The sequence below is a fragment of the Nostoc sp. C057 genome (assembly GCF_013393925.1).
Taxonomy (GTDB): domain Bacteria; phylum Cyanobacteriota; class Cyanobacteriia; order Cyanobacteriales; family Nostocaceae; genus Nostoc; species Nostoc muscorum_A.
Window position 1 is genome coordinate 4214986 of the sequence record NZ_CP040281.1, and the last position, 15645, is coordinate 4230630.

Annotated in this window: 15 protein-coding genes and 1 riboswitch; of the genes, 5 read left to right on the plus strand and 10 right to left on the minus strand. The window is 40.9% G+C overall.

Translation table 11 applies throughout. The annotated features are described in order from the left end of the window. Positions 1–421: 421 nt before the first annotated feature. From gshB to FD724_RS18065, 3 genes are all read right to left on the minus strand, one after another. On the minus strand, positions 422–1387 hold the full coding sequence (gshB, locus tag FD724_RS18055; RefSeq protein WP_179073565.1) for a glutathione synthase: 966 nt from the start codon (positions 1385–1387) through the stop codon (positions 422–424). 212 nt (positions 1388–1599) lie between these two features. After that, on the minus strand, positions 1600–1863 hold the full coding sequence (gene grxC, locus FD724_RS18060; protein WP_114086110.1) for a glutaredoxin 3: 264 nt from the start codon (positions 1861–1863) through the stop codon (positions 1600–1602). 373 nt (positions 1864–2236) lie between these two features. After that, positions 2237–3058: an XDD4 family exosortase-dependent surface protein gene (locus tag FD724_RS18065; protein ID WP_256874299.1), complete on the minus strand. Its 822-nt coding sequence runs from the start codon at positions 3056–3058 to the stop codon at positions 2237–2239. A 953-nt stretch (positions 3059–4011) separates the two neighbouring features. Between FD724_RS18065 and FD724_RS18070 the strand changes: the two genes are divergently transcribed. Beyond that, complete coding sequence (locus FD724_RS18070; RefSeq protein WP_179073566.1) at positions 4012–5127, plus strand: transposase; 1116 nt, start codon at positions 4012–4014, stop codon at positions 5125–5127. Between the two features lie 294 nt (positions 5128–5421). Here FD724_RS18070 and hflX read toward each other — a convergent pair whose 3' ends face one another. The 3 genes from hflX to crtW all read right to left on the minus strand — a co-directional run bounded on the left by hflX (position 5422) and on the right by crtW (position 9256). After that, positions 5422–7167 carry a GTPase HflX gene (hflX, locus tag FD724_RS18075; RefSeq protein ID WP_179075543.1) on the minus strand — a complete coding sequence of 582 codons (1746 nt, stop codon included), beginning with the start codon at positions 7165–7167 and terminating at the stop codon, positions 5422–5424. A gap of 156 nt (positions 7168–7323) precedes the next feature. After that, positions 7324–8295: a 7,8-didemethyl-8-hydroxy-5-deazariboflavin synthase subunit CofG gene (gene cofG / locus FD724_RS18080; protein WP_179073567.1), complete on the minus strand. Its 972-nt coding sequence runs from the start codon at positions 8293–8295 to the stop codon at positions 7324–7326. Positions 8296–8494: 199 nt separating this feature from the next. Further along, on the minus strand, positions 8495–9256 hold the full coding sequence (gene crtW / locus FD724_RS18085) for a beta-carotene ketolase CrtW (RefSeq protein ID WP_114086106.1): 762 nt from the start codon (positions 9254–9256) through the stop codon (positions 8495–8497). Positions 9257–10091: 835 nt separating this feature from the next. On the opposite strand from crtW, the gene FD724_RS18090 reads away from it, so the two are divergent. Beyond that, positions 10092–10910, plus strand: coding sequence for an SDR family oxidoreductase (locus tag FD724_RS18090; protein ID WP_179073568.1), 819 nt, complete (start codon positions 10092–10094; stop codon positions 10908–10910). 6 nt (positions 10911–10916) lie between these two features. Here the strand turns inward: FD724_RS18090 and FD724_RS18095 are convergent, their stop codons facing one another. From FD724_RS18095 to FD724_RS18110, 4 genes are all read right to left on the minus strand, one after another. Next, positions 10917–11366 (minus strand): SRPBCC family protein, encoded by a 450-nt coding sequence (locus FD724_RS18095; protein WP_114086104.1) that lies wholly within the window; start codon positions 11364–11366, stop codon positions 10917–10919. Positions 11367–11385: 19 nt separating this feature from the next. Beyond that, on the minus strand, positions 11386–11574 hold the full coding sequence (locus tag FD724_RS18100) for a CPXCG motif-containing cysteine-rich protein (RefSeq protein WP_012411100.1): 189 nt from the start codon (positions 11572–11574) through the stop codon (positions 11386–11388). A gap of 97 nt (positions 11575–11671) precedes the next feature. Beyond that, the gene (locus FD724_RS18105; protein ID WP_179073569.1) at positions 11672–13327 is read right to left on the minus strand and encodes a radical SAM protein; all 1656 of its coding nucleotides are present in this window, start codon (positions 13325–13327) and stop codon (positions 11672–11674) included. Between the two features lie 270 nt (positions 13328–13597). After that, positions 13598–13795, minus strand: coding sequence for a SemiSWEET transporter (locus FD724_RS18110; RefSeq protein ID WP_234711156.1), 198 nt, complete (start codon positions 13793–13795; stop codon positions 13598–13600). Between FD724_RS18110 and FD724_RS40975 the strand changes: the two genes are divergently transcribed. From FD724_RS40975 to FD724_RS18120, 3 genes are all read left to right on the plus strand, one after another. Further along, the gene (locus FD724_RS40975; protein ID WP_242060708.1) at positions 13722–13910 is read left to right on the plus strand and encodes a hypothetical protein; all 189 of its coding nucleotides are present in this window, start codon (positions 13722–13724) and stop codon (positions 13908–13910) included. The two genes, FD724_RS18110 and FD724_RS40975, sit on opposite strands and share 74 nt — an antisense overlap. A gap of 318 nt (positions 13911–14228) precedes the next feature. Continuing rightward, a riboswitch (cobalamin riboswitch) is annotated at positions 14229–14393 on the plus strand. Positions 14394–14414: 21 nt separating this feature from the next. Then, positions 14415–14834, plus strand: a complete 420-nt coding sequence (locus FD724_RS18115; protein WP_179073570.1) for a DUF1636 family protein — start codon at positions 14415–14417, stop codon at positions 14832–14834. Then, complete coding sequence (locus FD724_RS18120; protein ID WP_179073571.1) at positions 14834–15577, plus strand: cobalt-precorrin-6A reductase; 744 nt, start codon at positions 14834–14836, stop codon at positions 15575–15577. Before FD724_RS18115 ends, FD724_RS18120 begins: the two co-directional genes overlap by 1 nt. The last annotated feature ends 68 nt before the right edge of the window (positions 15578–15645 follow it).

A 15645-nucleotide genomic window follows, 5' to 3' on the forward strand; every position in this document is an offset into this window, starting at 1 on the left:
ACTTGGCAGGGTTCTGCTGGCTCCCATGTCTAGCTTTGCTTTTGGAACCAATAAATCATAAGACCTGGCCAACTAGGAATGCTTAAATGTAGCCCGTCGTACCCGGATTTCTCACGCATAGTGTAGGCAGAGGGAGTGTGGGGAGTGTGGGGAGTGTGGGGGGTAAGACTTCTTCCTCATCCTCCCACACCCCTTGGATTTCTCACAAGTGAGAAATCCAGGCGTAGACATTGTTACATCTACCACCGTGATTATTAAACTTATATTCTTTATAAACAAAGCTGCGTGGGTGAGTTGCCAACGCAAGCACCCGAAGTAATTCTATTTTTTAGTAGTAGATAAGACTTTGACTTAACTCTAGTTCAGTGGCTTCAAATCAGCAGGGGATTTGACCCCTGCTGATTTACTCTTCCTGCCTCCTTCAATTCAATGACTGTTCAATCCATTGAATAACTTGATAACCAAGGTTAGTACCATCTAGACGATCAATTTCACGAATTCCCGTAGGACTGGTGACGTTAACTTCAGTTAAGTAGCCACCAATAATATCTATACCCACAAAAATTAAACCGTCTTGGCGTAAGCGTTCGGCTACTTGGGTACAAATTTCATGTTCTCTTGGGGTAATTTCAGTTTGAGCGACTGTACCACCAGTTGCCATATTATTGCGAAAGTCACTTCCGCTAGAGAGGCGATTGAGCGCACCAATCGGTTCGCCATTGAGCAGGATAATGCGTTTATCTCCTTCTTTTGCCTCCGGTAGATAGGTTTGTACCATTACTGGAACTCGACCTTGGAGGGTACTGAGTTCGACAATAGAGTTAAAATTGCGATCGCTTGATTGCAAAAATAAAATTCCTTCCCCGGCTTTGTTTCCTAGTGGTTTGAGAACAGTTGCCCCCTTTGCTTCGACAAATTGCCGAATAAACTGCTTATCAGCACTGACAATTGTTTCTGGAATCGCTTTGGTAAACTGGAGGGCATACATTTTTTCATTTGCCCCTCGAATGCCGCTAGGACTGTTAATCAGCAGAGTTTTATTTTGGTCAACATAATCCAGAATGTACGTGGCATAGAGGTAAGAATCATTGACAGGTGGATCTGTCCGCATAAATACGGCATCCATTGTCTCTAAAGAAGTTAAGGAGGAATCACTTAATTTATACCAAGGATTCGCCGCTATCCAGCGTCTCTCCACCAACTGTACTGGTACAAGTTCAACTCGCTGTAGGACAGCCCAAGCTTTGCCCTCCACCACACTCAGCAGATTTGCTTGAGTTACCCAAACTTCGTGTCCCAGGATTTGCGCTGCTTCGATCAGGGCAATGCTGGTATCATGACACGGGTCAAGCAGATGGATCGGATCAATGATAAAAGCCAGTTTCACCCTTTATACCTCAATCACCAAGAAATTAAATGGTTGTTCAATTATTATCTCTTGATGATCTTACTAATTGATGTACATCTGTACTGCTGAGTAGGAACTGGAGGGTAAAATCTTGTGGACAGATACTTTTGCGAGAAAAATTTCGTAAACAGAGTTGTAGTGACTGCCGTGTAATTTGCAGTGGCTTGTCGCTAGTGCAATATCTTCTAGACTTACACGGAAGTTAGTAGCTCATCTAGCTTGCCTTGACTGTCTAAAGCGTGGATGTCATCACAACCACCAATATGGTCATCATTGATGAAAATTTGCGGTAAAGAGCGCCTTCCATTTGCCCTTTGAGCCATTTTATTTCTGGCTGCCTCATCTCCGTCAATGCTGTATTCTGTAAATTCAACACCCTTACTCTTCAGCAAACTTTTGGCACGGATACAAAACGGGCAAGTCCTCCAAGTGTAAATTTCTACTTTTGCAGCCATAATGTCCTCAACTTGATTTAATACTTTTTAATTTTAGAACGTTGCAACTGGCTGTAGGTGTTCTATGCCGTTTTGACTTTACTTTCAGAAGTGTCTAACTAAATTCAGTTATTGGTTTCGCTGAGTTCCTTTGATATCTGCTACATTTAGTGAGCGTTTTGTGCAGAACTATGCAAAACGAAAAATCGTTGAAAAGCCTAGAAACAATGCAAGCTTTGCAACGATTTATCATTATTAGCCTATTTACACCATGTTGTACTTAATCAATTTTTACAGAATATAGGGTATGCACACTTGATTTTCTAAAAAAACAGTATTTCCTTTTATGGAAGTATCTGGTGTTTCTCAGTGCTGACAGCTAGAAAACTGTCACTTAGGCTACTACTAAAGATTTTTTCCTCACCACTTTCAATGCACCCACTGCAAACAAACTAAGGGCGGCTGTTGTCCCAGGTTCAGGTACTTTTTTAGGTGGAGGAGGCGGAGGACTATAATAACTCCCTTGTGCTTTTATAATGCTAGGCTCACTTAAAGCGGTGCCATATTGGAAGCGAACACTGCCAATTTTGCTTATATCAAAGTTAGTGGGTAGTCCTGACAAAACGAACGTGGCCGAATTGTCAACAAAACTTCCCCCTTTGATTGCTGGATTTGCATTAGCATTGTAGCCGTCAATAATGCCGTAATTAAATTGCTGCTGTCCACCAAGACCTTGAAAAATACCTAAGCCGGCAGTACCTAAACCATAGTCTTGGGTTACTCCATTAGTAAGTCCTGCGGAATTGGTAGTAGATGCAAATGCCCATTCTTTGCCATTAGTAGGAGTATTGAGAAGATTTACATTATTTGTAGTGGTAGAGGGGTTGTTTTGAGTGACCGTTGCAGCTGTTGCTGAAATTAACGATAAGTTTAAGGGAGATCCAGCATAGTCCCAAAAGACTGATGTAAGAACATCAGAAGGGACTGAAACATTTTTCATGTTCGTCAGAGTCACTGTCAACTTACCTGGATTGAGTAAGTCATCAAATACAACTGATGATGCCAGAGCATTCTTTGATGCTGAGTTAGTTCCTGTGACTGAGAAAGTCATAGAGGCTGCATCTGCTTGGGACATCTGTGAAACTGTCACCACAGCTAATGCTGATATACAACAGACTGCATAACCCGCTATTTTCTTGGAATATGGTTGAGACACTCGATTGAAACTCCTTTTCTTTTTATTGAGGATATTTAAAACCTCTCAAAATAACTCTTTTATGGAAGTTACCAAAGTCTAAATTTACACAAACGAATACCAACTGTCTACGTTATTTGTCGAGGTTAGCTAAAAATTTAAATTTGGAATTATCAATATATTTTTTATGAATTGATGTAGATTTTCAGTATTTACACTTGATATATTTTTTTAAATTATAATTTTCTATATTCACGCTGAATAATCAATATTTGGTTTCTCGATGTTATTACTTAATCAACAGATTTTCAGGAGATATTGATTATTCTATGAGAAAGATTTGTATGTTGGATAGAGCGCAGCGTTGACCTATAGAAAACCAGCCTACACTAGGTATCTCACGCCAATCTACACAAGTAGATGTTTTAATCTTTCACTAAGTATATGAGCTAAATTAAATCTAGGACTCCTATTTGATGCTTGAAAACATACTGAGGATGAAAAGCCTGCTTTATCAGGGTTTTATTGAAAATATTGTTCAAAATCAGATTTAATTTTTGAAAAAACTCACTAAAACTCAAAAAGGCTTTTTCCCTACTTGCTACTCCTCACTCCCTGCCTAGCTCGCTTGCGCTAAGCGCACCACGCAAGTTAGTATGGCTACGCCACGCTGTACGAACGAAAATCAGACAGGAGTCATAAAACCATTGTACTGGTGTCAATACGCTTGCGTTAACTCATATCTTGCACCTGATAAAAACTATCAGTATTAACCAAGAAAAAGAAAATAAAAGTAACATCTAAAATTTTAGCTTCTACTTTATATACTGATATAATAATTTACATTTAGCATCACGATATATACAAATGACATATACAAAGATGGGAATAATGTCATCTGCATAAAGATATTTTTATATGTTCGTAAAAAATGAGAGAAAAGGGCGTAGATAACATAAATAACAGCAAGAAATATGGAAACCATTCTTGCCCACGCCCATACCCTAATGTATACGATTCTGGCATTGATGCCTAGCCGTTATCAACGAGACAATTTGGAAGCAATGTTAGGGCTGTTTCTAGCAGCAGACGGAAAACCTTTGCCACATTACAGTAAATCCAAATCTGAAAGTGCTTTAAGTAGATTTTTAAATACATATAAATGGCCTACTCGTAAGCTAATTCGTCATATTCGTCAACAGGCAATTGAGCAAGTTAAGAGTCATTGTCCATTGGGAAGAAAAGCATTTCTACAAGTAATAGTTGACCTGACAACTTTAGAGAAATGTGGTCAGTTTAAAGCATTTAAAAATCTAATAACCGTTTACAACGGGAAACGAGGCTTGCATATAGTAGTTTTATATTTGGTAGTTGGACAATGGCGTATACCCTGGAATTTTCGTGTCTGGAGAGGTAAAGGGACGGCTAGTCCGTCTCAAATAGCATTACGAATGGTATGTCATTTACCCAAAGATTTAACCAAACGATTGCGGGTAAAAATTCTCGCTGATACTGCTTTTGGTACTAAGGATTTTATCAACAATATTCGGAAACTAAAATATCATGCTGTTATTGGTATTGGTTGTAATCGCAAGTTAGTTAATGGTTATCCAGTTAAACTTCTACATCGTCGAGGGCAACAAGTCCGACTTGTTGGATTAGATTTTCCTGTTACTCTTTCTTGGTATTACTTCAAACGCGATAATGGCAAGTTTGTTAAAAGATATGTTATCTCTACACAACCTCTTAAAGCCAGTACTATTTCCTGGTGGGGTAAACGCCGTTGGAAAATTGAAGGTTGGTTTAAAACTGCTAAACATCGCTTTGGTTTAGATAGATTTGGACAAGGTACTCTTTTAGGAATTTATCGTTGGTTAGTCTTGTCTATTACTGCCTATTTATTAGCATATTGGACGTATCTTTCATCCTGTTTACCTGATTCTTTAGACTGGGGTCAAGCTGCTTTCCTTGCACTATATACTTTTTTACCTCATTTAGTCTTGTCTTTATTGCTACTAGACATTGAACGGCTTCGGCCCTTAGCACTTAGTCATGGAATTGACATTACTATTTCCAGGTGCAAGATATGAGTTAAGCAAAGAGCAACCCAACAAATGCCCGGAAATGTTGGTTTTCGTTCCTCCACCCAACCTACGCAGTTTAAGTTTTTTGGCGCTAACTGAACCGTATTGGTATTGGTGTGGCAATTCTAAAATGATGCTTTAAAAATATCTAGAAAATTAAAGTTTAAAAGCATAATTCAACTTTTCTACTCCTCCTTATAAAAATGCAATAAATAAGGGAAGGCAATCTATCGCCTTCCCCAAAGTTAAATATTCACGACACTAATATAAAGTGCTAACACTGAATTAGTTACTCAACATTTACCTACTGTCAACGGCATATTCAATTAGTTGAGCAAGGCGGTGACGTAGGGTTTCTAATCCCAAGCGCTGACTCGCTGAAATAAATACCGCTAGGGGAAATTCTTCTCTAGCTAAAGCTAGTGTCTCACTATTTGCTTGATCGATCTTGTTAAAAATAACTAGCGCCGGGCCAGGAGTTATGGGCATTTGCGCTAAGATTTCTCTGACTGAGCGAATATGACGCAACCAAGCTGGGTGAGACAAATCCACCAAATGTAGTAGGGCATCAGCTTCTGTGACTTCCTCTAAGGTGGCGCGGAAGGCATCCATTAATGATGCAGGTAGTTCGTGTATGAACCCTACTGTATCTGTAATTAGAATTTCCTGATGTTCATTGGTTTCGCCATAAGGAATCACCAGGCGGCGGGTGGTAGGATCGAGAGTGGCAAATAGTTGGTCGGCTGTATAAACTTCTGCATTTGTGAGAGCGTTTAACAGTGTAGACTTACCAGCGTTAGTATATCCAACCAAAGCTACTGAGGGAATTTCTCGATGCTGCCTTCGTTGCCGTAACCGCGAACGATGGGCTTGCAACTGAGTTACTTCTTTTTGGAGTCGGGAAATGCGCTGCCCAATGGCACGGCGTTCAGTTTCCAGTTTGGTTTCACCAGGGCCACGAGTCCCAATACCACCACCCAATCTGGACATGGTGCGACCTCTACCAGCCAGTCGCGGTTGCATGTATTCTAACTGTGCTAGTTCTACTTGCAACTTACCGGCACGGGACTGAGCGCGTTGAGCAAAGATATCCAAAATTACTTCGGTGCGGTCAACTACCCGGATACCAATTTGCAATTCTAAGTTGCGGACTTGGGAGGGGGAAAGGTCGCGGTCAAAGACGACAAGATTAACTCCTAGTGTTTGGGCAGTTAGGGCAATTTCTTGCACTTTACCTTCGCCAACTACTGTTTGGGGATGAACGCGCGATCGCTTTTGTTGTATTGTTTGTAATACATCTCCCCCAGCAGTATCAACTAAACGCGCCAATTCTGCTAGAGTATCTTGGAATTGTAGGGGAGTTGTCTCACTGGTCATCAGCCCCACAATTAGCACGCGATCGTGGTCAGCATGTACTTCCTGGGCAATAAATTCTCGCTGGAATTCTGCTTCCAGATTTTCTACCAAGTCTACTAAATCCTGGTCTGCCAAATCATCCAAACCCATAGGTGGCGATATATTCCAACTTGGGGTTTGAATTTGGTTATCCTCTACTTTAAAAGCAGCAGGACTAGTAATCAGGGTGCGAGACTCTTGGGGTATTAGATGAGCTAGATAAGCTTCTTTGACATACCCAGTTGCACCGCCTCCCCGCCGTGTAAATCCGGTTCCGGTAATGTTTAGGACAACTAGGGCATCTAATCGTTGCAGGGCCATAGCCGTGAGTGCCGCTTCATTTGGCGGTTCTGGCTTCAGATGGGTGGCAATACAACGAATACCACTGAGTCGTTCTGCACCGTAACGGGGCAATTCCATCGGTGGTATTTGCGTTTGACGCGGTGTGCCTACCCCGACGCGAATCACTTGTCCGCGACGGTTGATGTAGGCGCACACAGGCTGATTGACTTCTGTGCTAATTGCTGCCAGACGCTGGGAAAACTCAGGCGTGGTGATGCGATCGCCTGGTATACGCTGGTGATACAGCCGCTGTAGTTGCTTCAGCTGGCTGGACTTTAAACCTTGGAGATTTCCGTAGATAGTTTCTATAGGCGTTTATGACCAGTAAATGGCCCCCCAAATCCTTCTTATGTCTATTTTACAACAGGGTTTAGGCTGTTATCTATATCTTCTGAGGGATGCATTGGGAATTTGTCGCCTATAGTCTTGATTTGAACCTATTTTGGTGGTATGGGTCTAGCAATGTTAAACCAATAACATAGCACTCCGCGATCGCTTCACTGCTGTTTGTAATTCTTCCGATAGCCAGCTATCAAATTGCGGATAAACTGGCGATCGCGGCACTAATTCCCACCCAGCAGGCTGTAAAATATTTCTCAAAGCCTGTTCCTGAATATGGGGATAATCAGGATTCACTTCATCTTTTGGCCCAATTCCGCCTAAATCTCGCGCACCAGCTTCGATACAAGCGAGTAACCAGGAGTTATCCTTAACTAAATTCGGTGGAATTTGAATAGTAATATCTGGCGATAAAATCTTACGTGCTTTAGCAATTACTTCTGGTAATTGATGAGGATTAAAAGGAGGTGCATCAAAAGTTTGCTGATTACCTGGACTATGAGGTTGCAGGATAACTTCTTGAATGTGATGGTAACGTTGGTGCAAGTTAGATATAGCTTCTAAAGTTTCCCACCAATCATCAGAGGTTTCTCCAATTCCTAAGAGTAAGCCAGTTGTAAAGGGAATTTGCAACTCTCCCGCCCATTGCAATTGTTGTAAACGAACTTCTGGTAATTTACTCGGTGCGTGTCGATGTACACTATTTAATAATGTTGGCGTTAACTGTTCTAACATCAGCCCCATCGAAACATTAACACGCTTGAGTTTTTGCATTTCCTCAAAACTCAATGGCCCGACATTGGTGTGTGGTAAAAACTCCATTGAAAGTGCTAATTTGCACAAATCATAAATTCGCTCGAACCACGCCTTACGCCTTAACGAATGTGGATGGACTTCACCACTGAGTATGAGAATTTCGCACACTTTTTCGCTTTGAAGTGATTTTAAACTATTTTCTGCATCTGAAAGATTCATCCAGGGACTTTTGCCAGGTTCACTACGAAAGTTGCAGTAACTACACCGATTAAAGCATTCGTAAGTCGGAACGATTGTATAAGCAGGGCTATAGGTGACAAGACGAGAATTATTAATTGGCATAATTAGGATAATCTCAAAGAATGCCTTGTTCAAGCTATGTGTAGCAATTCTATCTGAGTTGTGAGAATTACTTTTTTAATGAACCACAGAGGTGCAGAGAACACAGAGAGAAGAATCAATAGAAATTTAAAAAAATAATTTGGTAATGCTAGAGATTACCGTGTTATTCTTGTTGCCAAGATATTTAGATAAACAACAACTATTTTGTTTTATAAATTTCTGGTAACTGCCACCAAGGAACATGGGGAGACTCATGATGTTCTTCGTGATAGCCGAAATGATAGCACGTGATAAATGACCACCAAATTGGACGGTTAATTGTTTGTGAATGATGAGGCTCAATATAACCTCCTATGGGTTCACTATGGGGTAGAAAAGTACCAAAATAAAATAATTGGAATGAACTTAAAACTGAAGGGATCACCCAAAAGTAAGTTAAATTAGCAGTAGGTATATGGAGGACGTGATTATTAAAGTGATAGATAATAGTCAAGGCAATGATTTGTCCCCAACTCCAGTAACCCTTCATAAAATGAAAATACCACGCGAAGAAATTTTTGTGTTTACCATTGTGAAAATCTGGGTCTATTTGGCTGGCTGGATGGTGGTGGTGTATCCAATGTTTTTTTAATAATTTTTTATATGGTAAAAGACCATATAAAGATAAGGTTAATGTCCCAATGAAATGATTAATTTTGGTGTTCTGGGGAAAGACTACCCCATGCATAGCATCATGAGATGTAATAAATAATCCTGTATATAAGAATGTTTGCCAAAGTATACTAGGCAATAGCATCCAAAATGTTAACTTGGAGATGTCAAGGGAAAGTAATAAACTCAGGCTAATGACCCATGTAGCAACAATGATCGTAGCAATGAAAATTGCCTTGAACTGAGATTTATTTTTCCCTAATGGGGTCAATTTTGTTTGATGACTGGGTGGTTGCTCTAATTGAATCACGCTTTTACTCCGCCTAGTATTCAGATGAAAATTCCTAAAATATATTCACGATAAAAAGCACTAACTACCATCAAGAAAACTCTATTAGTGGTCAGTGTTTTGAATTGGACAGTGCGAATACTCTAATAATATGTACAAACATTAAGATACTTTAACTATTATTACACAAGCAACTGCTATTCTAAAAACTGTTTTCGCTTGAAAGCTTGAGTGATATGAGCGACGACAGTGTTCAACCTGGTATCTGCAATAACCAGGGTCTTCTCTTTGTTCCTTTGCAATCAGTCTGTAACAAAAACAGTCAGATTAATGGGGAGTAGAGGAAATGAGTACCGATGCATACTGCACTCGGCTGTAGCTGTTCCCAAAGTAGGTAAGCTAGAAAACGGATAATACTTAGGTGGTCGTTCCAAATTTCAGGGTGAGGGGTCAGCACAAGTTAAGCAGCATTGCGGTTTTTGGTATTGATATGAGGTTTGAGTTTTATCACTAAGATAAAGTGCAATTATTAAGTTACCTTAAGGAGCTAATTACATTCTTCATATTACTTAACTTACCCATTTGACGCTATCTGTCTCTAGTTTCAAAGTAAATGCAACTCTAAAGAATGAGATTTTAAGGAGGTTGAGAAAATATTTATTTAACAAAAGACCAATAATAGCTTTGAGGAGCCTATAGTTCAGAGGTATTTTTACCAAACAACTGCTATTGAAAACTTGTAATCTCACTAAAAACCTATTTTGGATACAATCAAAAATCCAACGAAAGTTAGAAGGTTTCTGGAGTGTTATTATCCAGACTAATAAATAGTAAATAGGTTTTTTAAACTTAAAGTATGGCTCCTACGGTACTAATTACAGGTGCTTCTGAAGGCATTGGCAAAGCAACGGCTCTTTTATTTGCGCGGCAAGGATATGATTTGGTACTTGCAGCTCGTCATGCTGACCGCTTGGAAGCCTTAGCGCAGGAGGTGCAAAGCATTGGTCGTCCAGCACCATTAACGGTTACTTGCGATGTTACTGACTCATCTCAGGTAAACGCATTAGTGCAAAAGGCATTAGAAAATTATGGCTATATCGACGTGCTGATAAACAATGCGGGCATCTTTGCATCGGGGCCAGTAGAACAATTCTCTCTCGATGATTGGCATCAAATTATAGACACTAATTTATGGGGATATATCCACACTATTAATGCCCTTCTGCCTCATTTCCTCCAGCGTCGAAGTGGAACTATAGTTAATTTAAGTTCCATCGGTGGTAAGGTACCAAGTGCTTACTTGGTTCCCTATTGTACTAGTAAGTTTGGCGTGACAGGGTTGACGGAATCGCTACAAATAGAACTACAGCCAAAAGGTATTCATGTTTGTGGGATTTATCCGAATTTAATTAAGAGTACTTTAATGGAACGGGCAGTTTTTCGAGGCAAGGATGAACAAGATACTCATACTCGTCGTGGACAGCTTGAGAATGTGCTGAAAAATCCGGTGGTGGAGAAGCCTGAAGATGTAGCAAATGCTATTTGGGATGCAGTCAATAATAAGAAGTCAGAAGTGATGGTTGGTTCGGCGAATTTCTCACAAGCTTTGTATCGCTTGTTTCCTGGGTTGATAAAGTGGGTTTCGCGGCAAGGGTTGAAGAATCAAGATAATTAATTTTTGCTATCGTGACTCACATTCTCGTTTGGTTACATAATGGCGATAGCGAAACATTGCTTCTAGTTGCACTTGCACTAACCAACCACTAACAAATTCAACTGTTTCTCCACCAGGCATAGAGAAGGAAATAGCATCAGTCAGCCTAGTTTTGCCAGCTTCCGGTTCAAATTCATGTCGATGTACCCAAGACTCGAAGGGGCCAGATATCTGTTCGTCGGTAAACAGGCGATATTTTTCGCATTCAGTATGACGCGCTAGCCAAGTTAATGGTAATGGGCCGAGAAACAGGCGAAATTCTGTGATAGCGCCCACGTTCAGTCCCCCTTCACGACGAACCACTTGGACTGGCTGCCAAGGTGGATTCAGCATTTGCAAAATATCTGGCCTTTCGTGAAATTTCCAAACTACTTCTGGTGGCGCATCAATGACTGAGGAATGTTTAAAGTGCAGCATGGAAAGAAAAACCTAAAATTCAACTTTCTGATTCTGTATCAATCTCGATATCTAGGGTATCTTCGTCAACCCGGACATACAAAATATTTGGGTTACAGCAAACTTGACAATCTTCTACATAAGATTGCTGTCCTCCAGCACTCAAATCAATAAAAGTTAAGTTCGGTTCGCCGCAATAGGCGCAGTAATACTCAGCTGTGTTTTGCATGAAGTTTTTAGGATTGGGAATTGGGAATTGGGAATTGGGCATTGGGCATTGGGAATTGGATAATAAATTTCCATTCCTAGTCCTCAGTCCCCAATTCCTAGTCTCTAGTCCCCAGTAGTGGCTGTAGTTCTTTTGGAGATGGGTTGATATAACTCTGAGCATCAGCCAAATGCTTTAGTAGTGTAGACTGTGGCAGAGGCCCTTGCAAGTGGTTCCAAGGTAATACTTGTTCTGTAGACCAATCAGCGTGGACGTAGAAATCTAAGTCAGGGATTTGTCCTTTAAGTTGTTTGAAAGCACGTTTGTAGCTACCCAAGGAGTCGCCAAAGTCACGAGTCAGCTGAAGAAGTTGGGATAGTCTGCGATCGCCTCTTGATAACAAAGCTTGTATAATCGACCAATTATAGCTTTCTGGGCGAAACTCTATTCCCTGCGGTTTTAGCTGTTTTTGCAAAAACTGCAACCGCTTTTCTGCTTGACGATTTACCCCAAACCATTGAAATGGCGTGTGCGCTTTGGGTACAAAGGTGCTGCATCCAAATGTTAGGCGTAATCCTGGTGCAGCTTTTTTGATATTACGCATCATCGTCACTGTTTGGTCTAAATCCTCTGCTTCTTCACCAGGAATTCCTGCCATTCCGTAGAGTTTCAAGCTTTTTAATCCGCCAGCTTTGGCATTTATCGCCGCTTGGATAATTTCGTCGTTATGCAGCTTTTTGTTGACGATTTGCCGAATTTTCTCAGAACCACTTTCTACTGCAATGGTAAGCGATCGCGTGTCTCGTTTTGCCAAAGTTTCTGCTAACTGGACTGTTACAGTATTAGTTCGCACTGAGGCAATACTGAGACGGACATCATCATACTTTGGCTGACTTATATAATCTAGCAAAGCTTCAAACTCTGGATGCTGAGTTACAGAAGCCCCCAATAATCCTAGCCGATTTGTGACTTCTAAGCCTTTTGCGATCGCAGGAATTAAGGAATCTTCCAGACTGGCTGTTCTAAAAGGCAGTGTGAGATAACTCGCCAAACAAAAGCGGCACATTTCTGGACAACTTCTCACCACTTCCACCATGTAAATATTTTCCCATGCAGCTTTTTCGGTGACTACAGTCGAAGCCGATAGAGTATTTCCTCGATAAGTCTGCTTTTGCACCACTGCGGGAATTTCTGGAGAAATTGGTTTAATTGACTTTATTGCACCATCTTTTGTGTGGTATTCGACTTCATACAAACTGGGAATATAAATTCCTGGGATTTGTGCAAGTCTTTTGAGTTGAGTTTGTCTAGAAGCATTTCTTACTTCTTTGTACGCCTCAATGAAATTTCCCAGTAAATTTTCGCCATCTCCCAGTAAAATTACATCAAAAAAATCTGCAAAAGGTTCTGGGTTAGCTGTGAGAACGGGGCCACCACCAAAAATTATCGGATGAGAATCATCACGAGAATTTGCTTGAATAGGAATTTCTAAAGATTCCAGCAAATTTAAAATATTCACATAATCCAGTTCCCAGGAAATCGAAAATCCCACAATTTCTGGCGTTCTGGGGAGTTGTTCGTGACTATCTGTAAACAGGCGACTCACCTGCACATCATCACGCATTGCCAAGGTTGCCCAAACTACCTGATAGCCAAGGCTAGTGATACCTACGCTATATTCATTGGGAAAGGCGAAGATTATGGGGATAGCGTTGGTGTCTGGGGTAGTGGGGGTGAAAAGGAGGCGTTCAGAGTCAAATACAGATGATGTCACAGGCGTTTTTTAGGGGGTTTGAATAATGCAGTCTCATAGAATTCACGCCTACAGAAGCAAAACTCAGCTTTATGGGTTTCATTTGAGTCCGCACAGGCTGACGAGAGTTTGTGTAAGTAGGTTGGCGCAATTAAGGCTAACTGGCAAGGGCTGTCATTTGTCCTTTGTCATTTGTCCTTTGTCATTGGTCATTAGTAAGGACTTTAAGACTATTTACGTTTCATAACATAATTTGGTTTATTTCTACCAACTTACTTATCTAGGGGTTCTTTATCTATATTTAATTTTAAGCCATAGAATTATCAAGTTAAAAAGCAATGTCACGCTATTAGCAAGAATAATTGGTAAAGATTGTAGATATATTCCATAAATTAACCACAAAAAAATACCAGTTATGAATGTAATCAGCGTTAAAAAAGAAACATCTTTTGCTGATTTTGTTTGCCATGTTTTAAACATCTGTGGCAAAAAAGAAATTGTGGTTATTGTGGCAGCCGCTAATCCTAGAATTGTCAAAAAATCCATTGCGATACAAACCTATAAATTGAAGAATTCAGAAGTCAGAAGTCAGAAGTCAGAATGAAGACGCTTGATGACTCGCTTGCCGTCGTATCCACCAGTCGCACAAAATTCATTCTGTAGCTTGCTTCCCTGAAAGGGTATTCTGACTCCTGAATTCTGTTTCGATAAAGTTTTTAGTGTTTGAAAAATTTAGAAGCTGATTTTTGTAATTTTGTTGCATAGGTTATGTAGCAATCCGATTTGATTTTTGTTCGCACAGCGTGGCTTAATTGCCTGGGAAGGCAAGAGGCAAGAGGAAAGAAGGGTCTTTGAGCTATACTGAATTTTTTCAAGAATCAAATATGAGTCCTATATCCTTTTCTTAGATAACCCTAGTGTATGATCGATAAGGTTATTCGGTTCTGGTGGGGAGCAGCTACCAGAGGTAACGGGGAAAGTTCGGTGCAAATCCGGCGCTGTCCCGCAACTGTAAACCAATTTGAGATGTAATCTAAAATCTCAAATTGAGTGAGTCAGGATGCCCGCCGAAATAGATTTACTAGTTCCACATATCTGCGAGGTACAGATGACTACTACTGTGAATATTTCCCCAGCGAATCCCTTGGGAGTTGCTGACCATACTTTATTTGTTTGCAAAACTTGTGCTAGCGTTTGGCAAGAGGGAAAACGCTTAGGTGAAAGTGGTGGTGAAAAACTTCTACACCAACTTCAGCAACTTGCACAAGATTGGGAGTTACGAGATGAATTCCCAATTCAAGAAGTTGAATGCATGAGTGCTTGTAATCGTTCCTGTGTGGTTGCCTTTGCTGCCAAAGGTAAATTAACATATTTGTTTGGTGATTTAGCCATTGATAATAGTGCATCTGCGATACTAGAATGTGCTAGTCAATACTATGTCAAAGCAGATGGTTTGCTGCCTTGGTCAGAGCGTCCAGAAGCCCTGAAGAAGGGCATTTTAGCAAAGATTCCACCTTTATCTCACTAATGCGCGTTTTGATTCTGGGTGGTACAGGAGATGCCGCAGAACTAGCTGCTAGAGTCGCGACTATCCAAGGGGTAGATGCAATCACGTCTTTAGCCGGTCGTACCCGTGAACCATCAGTTCCGTTGGGCGATTTACGGGTTGGAGGCTTTGGTGGTGTGGCTGGATTGGCTAGCTATCTCCGAGCAATGCAAATCGACTTATTAATTGATGCAACCCATCCTTTTGCTAGTCAAATTTCTTTCAATGCGGCAAATGCTGCAAATGAAGTCGGAGTACCCCGTCTGATGTTAATACGCCCACCTTGGGAAAAAGGAAGTGGCGATCGCTGGATGGAAGTTGATAGCGTTGAAGCCGCCGCCGCATCTCTAGCAAACCAAGCACATCGGGTATTTTTGACGGTTGGCAGACAAGAACTCGCCGCCTTTGCTCACTTAGAGGAAATTTGGTTCTTGATGCGGATGATTGACCCTCCTGTTGATGATGCCTTAGTGCCACCGGGGATGGTATTGTGCGATCGCGGGCCCTTTACCCTCAATAATGAAAGGCAAATCCTGATTGATCACAAGATTGATACCATAGTGAGTAAAAATAGCGGTGGCGATGCCACAAAGCCCAAGATTATTGCAGCGCGAGAACTGGGCGTGAAAGTAGTGATGGTAAATCGTCCAGCCATACCGCCAGGAGAGCAAGTTAGTAATGTTGAAGGTGCTTTGGTATGGCTACTTGACAAATTACATGATTAGTAAATAATACCAATTTTCTATATAAGGGACTTCCAAATAAAAAACTGGCGAAAAAACTCTCTCCTCCT

Bases quoted from the DNA above. Each gene is read 5' to 3' on its own strand.
- FD724_RS18070 (WP_179073566.1), top strand. From the start codon at position 4,012: ATGGAAACCATTCTTGCCCACGCCCATACCCTAATGTATACGATTCTG.
- FD724_RS18120 (WP_179073571.1), top strand. From the start codon at position 14,834: ATGCGCGTTTTGATTCTGGGTGGTACAGGAGATGCCGCAGAACTAGCT.
- FD724_RS40975 (WP_242060708.1), top strand. From the start codon at position 13,722: ATGAATGTAATCAGCGTTAAAAAAGAAACATCTTTTGCTGATTTTGTT.
- FD724_RS18090 (WP_179073568.1), top strand. From the start codon at position 10,092: ATGGCTCCTACGGTACTAATTACAGGTGCTTCTGAAGGCATTGGCAAA.
- grxC (WP_114086110.1), bottom strand. From the start codon at position 1,863: ATGGCTGCAAAAGTAGAAATTTACACTTGGAGGACTTGCCCGTTTTGT.
- FD724_RS18100 (WP_012411100.1), bottom strand. From the start codon at position 11,574: ATGCAAAACACAGCTGAGTATTACTGCGCCTATTGCGGCGAACCGAAC.
- FD724_RS18115 (WP_179073570.1), top strand. From the start codon at position 14,415: ATGACTACTACTGTGAATATTTCCCCAGCGAATCCCTTGGGAGTTGCT.
- cofG (WP_179073567.1), bottom strand. From the start codon at position 8,295: ATGCCAATTAATAATTCTCGTCTTGTCACCTATAGCCCTGCTTATACA.
- FD724_RS18095 (WP_114086104.1), bottom strand. From the start codon at position 11,366: ATGCTGCACTTTAAACATTCCTCAGTCATTGATGCGCCACCAGAAGTA.